The sequence below is a fragment of the Microcoleus sp. AT9b-C3 genome, from assembly GCF_036705485.1.
Lineage (GTDB): Bacteria > Cyanobacteriota > Cyanobacteriia > Cyanobacteriales > Microcoleaceae > Microcoleus.
This window is the reverse complement of the sequence record NZ_JAUBUR010000042.1, coordinates 38,767-51,336: the sequence shown is the minus strand read 5'-3', so window position 1 is coordinate 51,336 and position 12,570 is coordinate 38,767. Positions and strand designations below refer to the sequence as shown.

Below are 12,570 nucleotides of genomic sequence, written 5' to 3'. Positions count from 1 at the left end.
TTATTCATTTTTTTATTCACGATCGAGTATTGCATATAATTGTATCATAGTCTTGATAATGATTTAGGATTGCTATACCTAAGAGAAAGATTGAGGAGGCTGAATGAAAACTCCGATCGCCCTACCAATTGACCAAATCACCAAATTCTGCCAACATTGGCAAATCATCGAACTCTCCCTCTTTGGTTCTGTCCTTGAGGACAACTTTCATGGAGACAGCGATATCGATATCCTAGTTGCTTTTGCCCCCACAGCCAACTGAGGTCTACTCGATCGCGCCCAAATGCAGGAAGAACTCGAAGCACTGCTAAGCAGACGAGTCGATATAATCAGTAAACGGGCGAACGATCGCAGTTTCAACCCGATTCGCCGTCAAGAAATTCTCTGTACCCCTCAAACTATCCCCAGTCAAATAATCGCGAGCGCGCTTCCTTGTACTATAATTCAGATACCAACCTTTGTTGGAGTATTTTTTTATGTCCTTGCAAGAGCTTAAAGAAAAAGCCAGCCAACTATCAGTCAGCGATCGCCTTGCCCTGCTAAGTGCGATCGTTCAATCGCTGCAAAGTACACCAGAAATCGAGAATTGGCAATATTTAACTGCACGTCCTCATGCTTGGCGCAAACAACTTTATATTAAGGGACGTAAATTACTGGTATCGACTATTTGGCGAGACATGACTGCTAATCAAATGTCCCCCGAACAAGCAGCCGAAAATTGGGATTTACCGCTGTCTGCTATCTATGAGGCCATTAATTACTGTGAAAGTCATCAGGAACTCCTAAAATTAGAAGCAGACGAGGAACGCTATCGATTGGAAGCAAAAGGAGTTCAACTTGAGTCTACGAATGCTGCTTGATGAAGATTCTCAAGCAAAGTATTTGGTCAATCTTCTTGAGGCAGTGGGTCACGATGTAGCCACAGTCAATACACTGGATTTAATGAATCGTCCAGATTCAGTCGTGCTAGGCGCTGCAAGACAAAATGAAAGAGTGCTGCTTACACGCAATTGTGATGATTTTCAACAATTGCATCAAGCCAACCCAGAACATTCAGGGATTTTGGCAGTTTACCAAGATTCTGAGGCTTCTAAAAACATGAGTTATCAGGCGATAGTGAAGGCAATTGATAATTTAGAAACAGCAGAATATGATCTCAATAATCAGTTTGTTGTTCTCAATCAATGGAGTTATTAATCTAAAGAGAAAGATTGAGGAGGCTGAATGAAAAGCCCGATCGCCCTACCAATTGACCAAATCACCAAATTCTGCCAACATGGGCAAATCATCGAACTCTCCCTCTTTGGTTCTATCCTTCGCGACGACTTTCATGCAGACAGCGGCATCGATATCCTAGTTGCTTTTACCCCCACAGCCAAAAGGAGTTTACTCGATCGCGCCCAAATGCAGGAAGAACTCGAAGCACTGCTAAGTAGACGAGTCGATATAATCAGTAAACGGGCGAACGATCGCAGTTTCAACCCGATTCGCCGTCAATAAATTCTCTCTACTGCTCAAACTATCTATGTCAAATAACCGCGATCGCGCTTCCTTCTCGAAAGTTTCAATAAAAAATTCAATACAGCAGCCACCCAGACGCGGGCTAGCAGTGTGAACCTTACTTGTATCTAGAGACGGGTTGTTTCAACAATATCTTCTCTACCTTTCGGAAGAGATAAACCCGCCCTGATTTAACGCCGCAGAAATAAAGTTTTGAGTAAAAACGCAGGGGTGGAAAGTACGAATGCAGATTGTAGGGTTTCCTTGCCTGTCATTCCCAAGTGCGATCGCCGAAGATAAGAGTATAGAAATTAAACGGCTGGTTTTCACCCGCCCTTACACAAAATGAACTCACAAATAGAACAACAAGTAACAATTCTACAAGACGAAACAGCAGCGGCAGGAAATTCAGCCAACCCAACATTTGAAACTCCTTTATACGCCTCAGAATTTGCCACAGAGGAAAAAGTCAGAGTGGAAGAATTTAAGATTAGCGGCGACAGCTTAATTGGCAAAGTTAAAGAGCTAATTCAGCAAGGAAAACTCCGCCGCCTTGTCATCAAAAACTCGCAAGGGCGGACTTTGGCAGACATTCCGCTGATGGCGGGATTGGTAGGTGGCGTTGCAGGCTCAGTAGTCTTTCCAATTGCTGCTGTACTTGCTACAGTGGGAGCAGTTGTGGCTCATGTGACTGTAGCCATCGAGCGCCAAGAATAGTCATTACTGATTAAAAATCTTCTCTTCAAGTCCGCGAAGGCGGACTTTGTTTGTTTAGTAGCGATTTCAATCGCCGAATTTTCTTATCAACGCAAATTATCCGGTACTCTCGCCGCAGGTTGGTCTAAATAATTGTAAACAATCCGCGAAATGCGACGGACAAAATCTCTCACAATCGGGTCATTGTAAGGACGTTTGACAAAGATTGCCGCTAAATAACGCTTGCCGTTGGGCATATCAATAATTCCCGCATCGCCAACCACAAAGCCGATATCTCCGGTTTTGTCAGCAATCACGGCTCCCTGCCCCAAACCGGAAGGCAACAGCGTTCTAGTTGTAGTATGTCGCAGTAATTCTAAAGCTTGTTCGCGACTCGATTCAGAGACTAATTTATCGCGAGACAGCATTGCCAGCAGCTTTACCATATCCACAGAGCTTGTGGTATTTGTTCCTTGAAAATCGCCGAGCCAATTGCGAATTCTGGTGTCAGTTAATCCCCAACTGCGAAAACGCTCGTTGAGTTTAGCAATTCCCCCCAAACGTTCAATAATCATGTTGGTGGCTGTATTGTCGCTGATGGTAATCATTTTATCTACGGTTTCTCTGATGCTAAACCGAGTTCCATTTGGTTCGTCTTGCATAGTGCCAGAACCGCTGGCAACTAAGTCGGACTTCATAACTAATGTTTCGTCTAGGCTAACTTTGCCTGCGTCTACATCTTGATAAAAAGCAATCAGAATTGGTAATTTGATGGTACTCGCGGCCGGAAATACTCGATCGCCCTTGATATCCAAATAGTTTCCTGTATCTAAATCCAGAAAAAACATTCCGGCGCTCAGGGATCTATACTGTTCGATCGCACTTTCGATTTGAGGCTTGATGGCTGTCATTTCCGAGCCTGTTGACAGCCCCAAATCAGCGGAATAGTTTCTCTGATTTCCCGGCGAAACAGTGGGCGTAACTTGACCGGCTGCTTGTTCTATGCGGGTAATAGCTGTTGGGATAAAAGACTCGTTCCCCGCTATTTGCTCTGGATTTGGCAACTGAAACGACCAGCGCGTGGCAGATTCTCTAATGACTCGGACGTTTTGCGGGTCTAACTTATAACCGGGAGTTAATTGTATCACTAACCTGGTTGTTTCGGTGTCAAACTGCCCGACTCTAATTTGTTGAATAGCTGAGTTGTAGCTTTGAGGAGTTTCGGGATATTCCAAGACTATTCCCGGTAAGTCAATTACTAAGCGGGTGGGATTGGCGATTAGTTTGACTTCCGGCTGAACTCCTGAATCTGTGGTTAAATTGAGTTGGTTTTGCCTGGGATCGAAGTGCCAAGATGTTAGTGTATCAGCTTTTGCGGGCAGGGCGATCGAGAAAAGACTAAGGGCGGCCGGCAACAGCCATCGCAGTTTTAGAGTCATGTTTAAAGAGAAAGAGTTTAACGGCTGCAGCGAGAAAGCGACTGGAAAGACGTTATCAACCGCTGTCGAGACGAAGCACCTAGCATCATACAGTCAACTCTTGCCCGCAGCCGTAATTTTTTTATTTTCTTTGAGAGTATTCCGTTTCCGGCACTCCTATCAAATCCGGTTCTATTACCCCTTTTTCTTCCCGTCTCGCGCAGGCCCACAAAACTTTGTACACTGGCGGATTCTCTTGGCAGAATTCTTGTTTTGTAGGCACAAATTTTATTCACCTGAGATGAATTCAAGTTAGGCGACTTCCCGATTTCTAGAATCTTCGAGCGAGTCGATCGCGGCTTTGAGAAAAACTTTTCCTTTCGCAACAAACCGGCGATCGCTCAAAGGATCGTAAGCTTCCCAATTACCGCTAACTTCGCGATCGCGCCACAAAAACCAGCAGCGGTAGATTTCCCCGCTATCTATATCATCGCACAAAGCCAGCCAATCGTCCCCCGTGAGAGCGCTAGCATCTAATGCTACCAATTCCATCCATGCAAGCGCTGTGCAGGCATCGATCGCCTCAGCGTCAACGGAGTCAGATTTGGTAGCTATAGGTTGTGGCGAACACAGTGTAGACTTCATAATTTCTCCTTAATTCAATTAAATCAATCAATCAATGAATTGCCCTATTTATGCAACTGACCCGGTACACCAAGTGGAAAAATTGTGTTTTGATAAATTTCTGGTTGGTCAAATTTACCAGCGGCTGATGCTTCTGTTAAATTATTAAGTGTATTAATTGTGAAAATGGCGGCGGTTCCCAAAGCGGCCATTGCCAGTCTGTGTAAGATTTTGCTCATTTGGCTGCTCCTTTTTTGCTTGGTGTATCTACTCTAAAAAGTTCAGTGGTGATTAGCGGCGGAGATTGGGGAGTTAAGAAAAACTTTTTCTCCTCAAATATATTCAACTGTTGAAGCCGTTATCAGGACAGAGTTTGAGGAGTCGATCGCCCTAAAAAACCTCTCCAAGTAAAATCCCTTAAATTCCGGCTGGCTGATTATCTTCCTTAAAATCGCCCAAAATAGGAACTTAAGGCGTTAAAATTTCTAGATTCGTTCCCCTTTCACTGCAAGCGAAGTGCTCAAGTCAAAACGCGATCGCGGCCGCATTCTCACTGCCTCTGGCTTAAAGAAACTTAACGAGGCGCTCCAAGAATGGTCTGACCGAAATAATATTAGAGGTACTCTGACTGAAATCGAGGCTGAATCTGGCGTTGGTGCCGATACAGTCAGCAAAATTAAGCAGGGTAGAGAAGGTGCGGATTTGAGTAAAATTCGCCAGTTGTTCGCGGCTTTTGAAATGACTCTGGCTGCTAGCGACCACCGATCGGCTAAACTGGAGGAACCGGAAAATTTAGACGAGCTCGACAATTCGCCGCCAGCGGAAGATACAGCCAGCAGCAGAATTGTTAAAGTATTTGTCAGTTATCGCAGCGCCGAACCCGATCGCGAGTTAGGAAAACAGTTAGAAACGACCTTAAGCGCGATCGGTCATACAGTTTTCACAGCCGAAAATAACATTAGATTGGGAGATAATTGGTTCGACCGCATTAATTTATTCCTCCAAGAATGCGATTATTTGGTGCTACTATTGCCACCAACGGGATACCAAAGCGAACTGCTAACATATCAAGTTCAGCAAGCAAAAGAACTGCAAGACTCCCGCCCTGACAGAAAACCAATAATTCTCCCCATCCGCGTCGGTTTTCCGTTGAATGCGCCTCTCAATCACGACTTGCGGGGCTATCTGTACCGCATCAAACAGAGGGAATGGAAAACCACCGCCGACACTCCAATTATTATCGAAGAGGTTCTGAATTTACTAGCAGAACAACCCGCACCCATCATAGAAGAAACGGAAGATTTAACACAAAAACAGCTATTAGAAATTAGCAGCGACGAAATACCTCTACCCGCCGCCGAACCTGAATTACCGGGAGGACAAGTCGATGTCGCTTCTCAATTTTATGTAGAACGCCCGCCCATCGAAGAACGCTGCTATCAAACTATTGTGCAGCCCAGCGCGTTAATTAGAATCAAAGCACCAAGACAAATGGGCAAAACTTCCTTGATGGCCAGAATTTTGCATCACGGAGCCCGTCAAGGCTATTGCACTGTGCCGCTAACTTTTCAGTTAGTAGATAAAGGCGTATTTGCCAACTTAGATAAATTCTTAAAGTGGTTTTGCGCTTACGTCGGCCGCGAGTTGCACTTACCCAATCAATTAGACGATTATTGGGACGAAATTTTCGGCAGCAAAGTCAATTGCAAAGATTACTTTGAAAAATACATTTTGCCACAAATCGACAGTCCTTTAATTTTAGGATTAGACGAGATCGATCGCGTTTTCCAATATCCCGACATTGCCGAAGACTTTTTAGGACTGCTGCGGGCGTGGCACGAAGAATCGAAGCGGCGCGATATCTGGAAAAAACTGCGATTAATTGTAGTTCACTCCACCGAAGTTTACATCCCGATGAACATCAATCAATCGCCTTTCAACGTCGGATTGCCTGTCGATTTACCGGAATTCAACCATCAGCAAGTACAAGAGTTAGCAGCGCGGCACAACTTGAATTGGTCGGAGGCAGAAGTTGAGGAATTGATGGCAATTGTCGGCGGTCATCCGTATTTAGTCCGAGTTGCATTATATCACATTTCGCGATCGGGTTTGACACTCGATGAATTAAAAGAAACTGCGATCGCAGATGTGGGAATTTACAGTGACCATTTGCGTCGGCAGTTGTGGAATTTGGAAGAATATCCAGAGTTGGCGCAGGGGATGAGAGAGATTGTGGCGGCCGACTCTCCGGTGCCATTAAAGGCGATGCAGGCGTTTAAATTAGACAGTTTGGGGTTGGTGAAATTGCAGGGGAACGAGTGCGTTCCGAGGTGCGAACTGTACCGACAATATTTTCGATCGCACTTGAGCGCGATCGTGTAAAATTTTGTGCGTAAGTGCTGTAAGTAATAATTAGGTGAATGATACCCATGAACGATATTTTTTTGATAACATCCGATAATTGGCTGGATTGGATAACCGTGTTTGGTTATCTAGGTGTTACTGTTTTCATTATGTGGCGCGTGTTCACCACAAAGTAGATATATGTTAAAACTAGGTAAAATCATAAATAAATCAACTCCCACATACTGTTATGTCGCCTGTTGAAAGCGTCGCAGCAATTCCCAACGATCTGATTTTGCGCTTGAGCATCGAGCAGTATCATGCGATAATTCAAGCTGGCATTCTCACTGATGATGACTCTGTAGAATTGCTGGAAGGTTGGCTGGTTTTCAGAATGCCAAAAAATCCACCGCATCGAGCAACAACTCGTCTTGTCAGAACAGCTTTAGAGAATATTTTACCCCGTGGTTGGTATGTCGGTTCTCAAGAACCGATCACGCTATCCAACAGCGAACCAGAAGCAGATATAGTGGTTGTTCGAGGGGATACGCGACAGTATCTCGATCGGCATCCGGGTGCTGAAGATATTGCCCTGATTATTGAAGTATCCGATACGACGCTTCAGCGCGATCGAACTGTAAAAAAACGGATTTATGCCCGCGCTGGAATTGCGATTTATTGGATTGTGAATCTTGTTGAAGGACTGGTTGAGGTGTACTCTCAACCTCTTGTTGATGTTGAGCAGCCAGATTACAGTCAAAGGTTGGATTTCGGGCGGTCGGCTGTTATACCGATTATTATTGAAGGAATAGAAATTGGGGCGATCGCTGTAGATGCTCTTTTGCCTTGATTTTGATTGAAAGCTATTGATTATTGGTTAATTGCTGTCTCAACTTTCGCAAAATTGGAATTTGTTCCAACTGTTCCGGCCGTATACTATCCCAATTTAACCCAATTGGACGCGGATAACTTGTATTAGTCTCAATTACCTCCTGGGCAGTAACAATCCAATTCAGCGCCCAATCGTGAGCTTGCATTGGCAAACGCGAATCTGCGACTATTTGCAAAGGATGCACTGTTGTTACAATTGGCGTATCGATTTGTACTAACCCGAATTCTTGCAACATAGCCAATTCTAAATCCGCAAATCCTGCACCTTTCCCGGTTCTTCCACCGTTGGGGCCGGCGGCTACGCAGCCGACTATTACTAAATCAATTGGCTGCATTTCTGCAAAACTTACCAATTTTCCGCAACTCAGTGCTTTGCGGGCGATCGCACTTTCGGCAATTGATAGATTTTGCCGCTGCAAATCTTCAGCAGTTAACTCTACAAAACAGCGATCGTCTGTCAATCGCGGTACTGCCATATAGAGGCGTTTTCCATCTTGCAAAGCTTGCATCCGCACCGGAATTTGCGCCGAATCTGGATTGCACTTAATCGTTTTTGCTTGTTGCCATATTGGTAAAGTTGCCAATCTTTCGGCCGCCAACTCAGCACCCACAAAGTTGGGAATATGACCGAACGGATCGCCAATAGATGCGGCTTGCTGCTTCAGCAAAGACCAAATTTCAGCTCTTAACTTGTCTTTGTCGTCGTTATATCCCGTCCAATCAGTTTTCATACTGTATTGTGTTACAATTTCTCATACAGAATTATGCTTTAATACCGCCTCACTTCTTCAGTCCGCGAAGGCGGACTTTGTTTGACTCTTGAGCGGTTTCAACCGCCGAATAACTTATATGAATTTTACCACAAAACCGAGTTACTATCAAGTAGGTGGAAGTTTGACAAATAACGCTCCGAATTATGTCAAGAGGCAAGCCGACGACGACCTTTATAACGGATTAAAAGCAGGGGAATTTTGCTATGTTTTGAATTCCAGGCAAATGGGCAAATCTAGCTTGCAGGTGCGGACAATTCAGCGGCTGAGAAATGAAGGAATTGCTTGTGCTGCGATCGACATTTCGGAAATTGGCAACCGCGGCGTCACTCCCGAACAGTGGTATGCTGGTTTGCTACGCATTCTCGAAAATAACTTTAACCTGTCGGATATTGTCAACGTGCGGACTTGGTGGCGCGATCGCAATTTTTTAACCCCGGTTCAAAGATTGAGCGAATTCATCGAAACCGTACTCTTACCCAACATTTCCAGCAATATTGTCATTTTTATTGACGAAATCGACAGTATTCTCGCCCTAGATTTTCCCGCCGACGATTTTTTAGCCTTAATTCGATCGTGCTACAACAAGCGCGCCAACAATTCAGAGTTCGATCGCCTAACTTGGGCCCTCTTAGGTGTAGCATCCCCGACGGATTTGTGCCGCGAGCAAAATGCCAGCAGCAATACCCCTTTTAATATTGGCAAGGCGATCGAATTAACTGGTTTTGACGAAACAGAAGCTCAACCGCTAGCAGCGGGGTTGGCAGAGCTGACAGACAGCCCTAATCAAGTTTTGACAGAAGTATTGTATTGGACTGGCGGGCAGCCGTTCCTGACTCAAAAGCTGTGCAAACTATTGTTGGAAAATCCCGAATTAATCCCGAATTTACCCCCCCCAGCCCCCCCTTGGCAAGGGGGGGAGGATGATCCAGCCCCTGCTTGGCAGGGCGAGGAGAATGATCCAGCCCCTGCTTGGCAAGGGGAGGAGAAAGATAACATTCACCCTTCTAAAGAGTGGGTTGAAAAGGTAGTGCACTTAAAAATAGTGGAGAATTGGGAATCTCAGGATGTCCCAGAACATTTGTCAACAATTCGCGATCGGCTTTTCAAAGAAAACCAGCGGATTGTGAGGAGGCTCGGATTATATGAGCAAATTTTAGAACAAGCTGAAATTACCCCCGATGGTAGTGCCGAACAAATGGAATTGCGATTAAGCGGATTAATCGTTAAGCGCCGGGAAAAATTAACAATTTCTAATCCTATTTATGAAGCTGTATTTAACAAAGACTTAATTGAACAAAAATTAGAAACACTCTCGCCTTACTCGGAAGCTATCAAAGTATGGCTAAATTCGAGCTGTGAAGATGATTCCCAACTGTTGCGAGGGGATGATTTGCAGTCAGCATTAGTTTGGGCTGCGGGAAAAAGTTTGAGAAACGAAGATTTTCAGTTTTTGACTGCGAGCCAGAAAGTTATTTTGAGCGACCAAAATCAACTGCTGCATTCAGCTACACTAGAAACCAAGAAAGCAGTGTGCGATGCCGAAAAAGCTTGGAGTGAAGCTGACTCAGCCAAACAAAAAGCCAAACAGTGGATCGGCATCGGTTCTGCGGTACTGGCAGCATCGTTACTGGCGGCGATCGGCTTTTCAACTCTCGCTTACCAGCGGTTTAAACTAGCACAAGCAAGTATTGAAATCGAACAAAATGGCAGCGATGCTTTATTGTTGGCTGTTTCTCAAAAGACAGAAAATAGCGAAGCTTTATCAGAAGCTTTACTGAGGGCGATCGCCTCGGGGAAAAAATTAAAAACCTTGGTGGAAAACAAACATCAGCTAGAACAATATCCGGCAACTAGACCCCTGTTAGCCTTACAAATAATTCTCGATAAGATTAGCGAAAAACAGCAGATAAAAGCATCACCACTTCCACAAAAAAAGATAAGTTGGCAAGCTCATAAAGGTGCTGTTACCAGCGTCACTTTCAGCCCAAACAGGCAAGTTATAGCAACCGCCGGAATAGATGATAAAATTCGGATTTGGAACTTTTCCGGCCAAAAAATTGCTGAATGGAAAGCTTTACAGCAGTCAGTTACTATGGTAAATTTTAGCCCAAACGGTAATTTTTTAGCGACCGCCGGGAGGGACAGCACTGTTAAAATATGGAATTTATCAGGTAAAAACATTTCTACTTTGAAAGGAATTCAAGGTTCTGTTACCAGCATCAGTTTTAGTCCAGAAGGAAAGTTATTAGCGGCGGCAGGGATAGACAGCTATGCTGCAATTTGGGATTTGTCTAAACTTCCACAATTAGTATCGCCTAGCCTGAAACTCCCAGGTCACAACGGCTTAGTGAGAAGCGTAAATTTTAGCCCAAACGGCGATTTCATAACGACTTTAGATGGCAAATCTACAGTGCGACTTTGGAATTTGTCGGGCAAGCTGAAAAAAACACTGCCTGTTCAGGCCATTGGGCTGAGTTTCACTCCGGCTGAACACCAGTACCGCTTTGCTACAGTAACATTGAATGGCAAAGTTGGGCTGTGGAATGTGTCAGAAAAAGAATTAGTTAAGGAATTTCAAACCTTGCATTTTGATGCAAAATCAATTAGTTTTAGTCCCGACGGAGAACGGCTGGCTACAGTGGGAATTGACAAGACTGTACGGCTGTGGAATTTAGCGGGGCGGCAGGTTGCTCAATTTGAGTTCGAGGAGAATGTTGTTAGTGTCAGTTGGAGTCGAGACGGAAAGCAAATTGCTGTAGCTGGAAGCAACGGCACTGTCTGGCTGAGGCAGGTTGAAGGGTTAGAAGAATTGCTCAAGCAAAGCTGCAATTTTTTCACCACTCAACCGAAGTATTTTACAAGAGTTTCAACTCTATGCAAGTAGGACACAGCATTGCCATGTCCTACCCGTAGCTAATGAGTTATGACTATCAATTTACTTTAACAGGCGAAACACTTACATTAGGATTTGTAACTCTTTTTAAGAGTTCTTGTCGGGCTTGTTCGGGATTTTGCCCCTTGGGTACTTGATATAATAATCTACAGGAACCGTCTTGAGGATTAGCTGCACAAATAATTAGTTGACCGCTGGTCGATGCACCTGCTGTGACAATATTTTCCCAGCTTCCTTGCGGTTGCGAGTTGTTGAGAATTCCTGAGACTCTGGTACATCGAGTAATCGCATCTTCTCCTGATTCATTGAAATAGTTATCAGCTAGCCACAAAATAACGGGAATATTTTTGCCTTGTTGGACAGCAATTGTAGCTGGGCGGCCGCCAGCAGCGCCGCAGAAGAATGAAGGCGCTTGGGCAAAGGCTGGACTGTTTGCTAAAATCTGAGCAGCAAGGGCAATAATTGACGCGCTAAAAGCTGACTTTAAGAGCCGAAATTCCATGAGCAGTAATAAGCTTTTTCATTTAAGGTTACTAATAGTCTAAAAAGTTAAACTGTTTGTTGCCGGGAAGATTAGGCATTTAGAGAAAAAAATAAAATTGATTCTGCAAATTTTTGCCATCGCACACACTGGCCTCATCTGGGCCAAAACTCCGGGAAAAAAGCTCGCTGACAAACACCAAAGGGCGAAAATAGATGCAGCCGTAGCGGCGCAGACGCCAAGGTATAGGGTAAAGGAGTGGTTTTTCAGCGTTTTTTGCGATCGCCTCGCTGTTCCTGATGCCGTCCCACCTAAAGTGGAACCTGTGTTAACATCAAAAAAAATATTCTCTTTAATAATCAACAATGGGCAATGTTCTGGTGCTGAACGCCTCCTACGAACCCCTTAACATCACCAATTGGCGAAGGGCGGTAGTTTTGTTGCTGAAAGGAAAAGCAGAACAGGTAGAACACAACGGGAAATTTATTGCGCCAAACTTCCCGCTACCAACTGTGATCCGACTGCGGCATTATGTCCGAGTTCCCTATAAGGATATTCCGCTGACCCGCCGGAACATCTTGCACCGGGATGCACACTCTTGTCAATACTGCAGTTATACGGGGGACGATTTAACCCTCGATCATGTAATTCCCCGATCGCGCGGAGGGGGCGACACTTGGGAAAACCTCGTCACCGCCTGCGTCCGCTGCAATGTCAATAAAGGCAGCCGCACGCCGAAAGAAGCGGGAATGCCGCTGCGCTATCCGCCTAGGAAACCTCACAGCGGTCTGTATTTTGAAGTCACTAAACACGTTAAGAGCGGTATGCACAAAGAATGGCAAAAATATGTAATAGGCCTTTAAAACCCCTGTCAGCGCAAGCGCGGGGGTTTTTTGCAGGAGTTATTAGTTCTGAGATTGCTTCGTTCCTGGCAACACACACTCTCTGCAT

Annotated in this window: 15 protein-coding genes; 9 read left to right on the top strand and 6 right to left on the bottom strand. The window is 44.8% G+C overall.

Translation table 11 applies throughout. The annotated features are described in order from the left end of the window. Window positions 1–103 precede the first annotated feature (103 nt). From QUB77_RS27010 to QUB77_RS26990, 5 genes are all read left to right on the top strand, one after another. Window positions 104–262, top strand: coding sequence for a nucleotidyltransferase domain-containing protein (locus tag QUB77_RS27010; protein ID WP_333179378.1), 159 nt, complete (start codon window positions 104–106; stop codon window positions 260–262). Between the two features lie 214 nt (window positions 263–476). Next, entirely contained in the window at window positions 477–860 is a 384-nt protein-coding gene (locus QUB77_RS27005; protein WP_333179377.1) for a hypothetical protein, read from the top strand. Beyond that, window positions 850–1,197 (top strand): DUF5615 family PIN-like protein, encoded by a 348-nt coding sequence (locus tag QUB77_RS27000; RefSeq protein WP_333179375.1) that lies wholly within the window; start codon window positions 850–852, stop codon window positions 1,195–1,197. The genes QUB77_RS27005 and QUB77_RS27000 overlap by 11 nt, the downstream gene beginning before the upstream one ends. A gap of 27 nt (window positions 1,198–1,224) precedes the next feature. Continuing rightward, entirely contained in the window at window positions 1,225–1,500 is a 276-nt protein-coding gene (locus QUB77_RS26995) for a nucleotidyltransferase domain-containing protein (RefSeq protein ID WP_333179373.1), read from the top strand. 345 nt (window positions 1,501–1,845) lie between these two features. Further along, complete coding sequence (locus QUB77_RS26990; RefSeq protein WP_333179370.1) at window positions 1,846–2,217, top strand: DUF4342 domain-containing protein; 372 nt, start codon at window positions 1,846–1,848, stop codon at window positions 2,215–2,217. A gap of 86 nt (window positions 2,218–2,303) precedes the next feature. On the opposite strand, the gene QUB77_RS26985 is transcribed toward QUB77_RS26990, so the two are convergent. From QUB77_RS26985 to QUB77_RS26970, 4 genes are all read right to left on the bottom strand, one after another. After that, window positions 2,304–3,635: a serine hydrolase gene (locus tag QUB77_RS26985; RefSeq protein WP_333179367.1), complete on the bottom strand. Its 1,332-nt coding sequence runs from the start codon at window positions 3,633–3,635 to the stop codon at window positions 2,304–2,306. A 121-nt stretch (window positions 3,636–3,756) separates the two neighbouring features. Then, window positions 3,757–3,897: a hypothetical protein gene (locus QUB77_RS26980; protein WP_333179365.1), complete on the bottom strand. Its 141-nt coding sequence runs from the start codon at window positions 3,895–3,897 to the stop codon at window positions 3,757–3,759. A 29-nt stretch (window positions 3,898–3,926) separates the two neighbouring features. Next, a complete protein-coding gene (locus QUB77_RS26975) occupies window positions 3,927–4,259 on the bottom strand; it encodes a hypothetical protein (RefSeq protein WP_333179362.1) in 333 nt (110 codons plus the stop codon). A gap of 44 nt (window positions 4,260–4,303) precedes the next feature. Then, window positions 4,304–4,477 carry a hypothetical protein gene (locus tag QUB77_RS26970; RefSeq protein ID WP_190659259.1) on the bottom strand — a complete coding sequence of 58 codons (174 nt, stop codon included), beginning with the start codon at window positions 4,475–4,477 and terminating at the stop codon, window positions 4,304–4,306. A 277-nt stretch (window positions 4,478–4,754) separates the two neighbouring features. On the opposite strand from QUB77_RS26970, the gene QUB77_RS26965 reads away from it, so the two are divergent. Further along, a complete protein-coding gene (locus QUB77_RS26965) occupies window positions 4,755–6,620 on the top strand; it encodes an AAA-like domain-containing protein (protein WP_333179359.1) in 1,866 nt (621 codons plus the stop codon). Between the two features lie 211 nt (window positions 6,621–6,831). Further along, the gene (locus tag QUB77_RS26960) at window positions 6,832–7,431 is read left to right on the top strand and encodes a Uma2 family endonuclease (protein WP_333179356.1); all 600 of its coding nucleotides are present in this window, start codon (window positions 6,832–6,834) and stop codon (window positions 7,429–7,431) included. Window positions 7,432–7,444: 13 nt separating this feature from the next. Here the strand turns inward: QUB77_RS26960 and QUB77_RS26955 are convergent, their stop codons facing one another. Continuing rightward, window positions 7,445–8,203 (bottom strand): 5-formyltetrahydrofolate cyclo-ligase, encoded by a 759-nt coding sequence (locus tag QUB77_RS26955; protein WP_333179353.1) that lies wholly within the window; start codon window positions 8,201–8,203, stop codon window positions 7,445–7,447. Between the two features lie 118 nt (window positions 8,204–8,321). Between QUB77_RS26955 and QUB77_RS26950 the strand changes: the two genes are divergently transcribed. Further along, on the top strand, window positions 8,322–11,129 hold the full coding sequence (locus tag QUB77_RS26950) for an AAA-like domain-containing protein (protein ID WP_333179351.1): 2,808 nt from the start codon (window positions 8,322–8,324) through the stop codon (window positions 11,127–11,129). Between the two features lie 46 nt (window positions 11,130–11,175). Here the strand turns inward: QUB77_RS26950 and QUB77_RS26945 are convergent, their stop codons facing one another. Further along, window positions 11,176–11,640 carry a COP23 domain-containing protein gene (locus QUB77_RS26945; protein ID WP_333179348.1) on the bottom strand — a complete coding sequence of 155 codons (465 nt, stop codon included), beginning with the start codon at window positions 11,638–11,640 and terminating at the stop codon, window positions 11,176–11,178. Between the two features lie 344 nt (window positions 11,641–11,984). Between QUB77_RS26945 and QUB77_RS26940 the strand changes: the two genes are divergently transcribed. After that, complete coding sequence (locus QUB77_RS26940; RefSeq protein ID WP_333132866.1) at window positions 11,985–12,482, top strand: HNH endonuclease; 498 nt, start codon at window positions 11,985–11,987, stop codon at window positions 12,480–12,482. Window positions 12,483–12,570: the final 88 nt, after the last annotated feature.

Bases quoted from the DNA above. Each gene is read 5' to 3' on its own strand.
- QUB77_RS27010 (WP_333179378.1), top strand. From the start codon at position 104: ATGAAAACTCCGATCGCCCTACCAATTGACCAAATCACCAAATTCTGC.
- QUB77_RS27005 (WP_333179377.1), top strand. From the start codon at position 477: ATGTCCTTGCAAGAGCTTAAAGAAAAAGCCAGCCAACTATCAGTCAGC.
- QUB77_RS27000 (WP_333179375.1), top strand. From the start codon at position 850: ATGCTGCTTGATGAAGATTCTCAAGCAAAGTATTTGGTCAATCTTCTT.
- QUB77_RS26995 (WP_333179373.1), top strand. From the start codon at position 1,225: ATGAAAAGCCCGATCGCCCTACCAATTGACCAAATCACCAAATTCTGC.
- QUB77_RS26990 (WP_333179370.1), top strand. From the start codon at position 1,846: ATGAACTCACAAATAGAACAACAAGTAACAATTCTACAAGACGAAACA.
- QUB77_RS26985 (WP_333179367.1), bottom strand. From the start codon at position 3,635: ATGACTCTAAAACTGCGATGGCTGTTGCCGGCCGCCCTTAGTCTTTTC.
- QUB77_RS26975 (WP_333179362.1), bottom strand. From the start codon at position 4,259: ATGAAGTCTACACTGTGTTCGCCACAACCTATAGCTACCAAATCTGAC.
- QUB77_RS26970 (WP_190659259.1), bottom strand. From the start codon at position 4,477: ATGAGCAAAATCTTACACAGACTGGCAATGGCCGCTTTGGGAACCGCC.
- QUB77_RS26960 (WP_333179356.1), top strand. From the start codon at position 6,832: ATGTCGCCTGTTGAAAGCGTCGCAGCAATTCCCAACGATCTGATTTTG.
- QUB77_RS26955 (WP_333179353.1), bottom strand. From the start codon at position 8,203: ATGAAAACTGATTGGACGGGATATAACGACGACAAAGACAAGTTAAGA.
- QUB77_RS26950 (WP_333179351.1), top strand. From the start codon at position 8,322: ATGAATTTTACCACAAAACCGAGTTACTATCAAGTAGGTGGAAGTTTG.
- QUB77_RS26945 (WP_333179348.1), bottom strand. From the start codon at position 11,640: ATGGAATTTCGGCTCTTAAAGTCAGCTTTTAGCGCGTCAATTATTGCC.
- QUB77_RS26940 (WP_333132866.1), top strand. From the start codon at position 11,985: ATGGGCAATGTTCTGGTGCTGAACGCCTCCTACGAACCCCTTAACATC.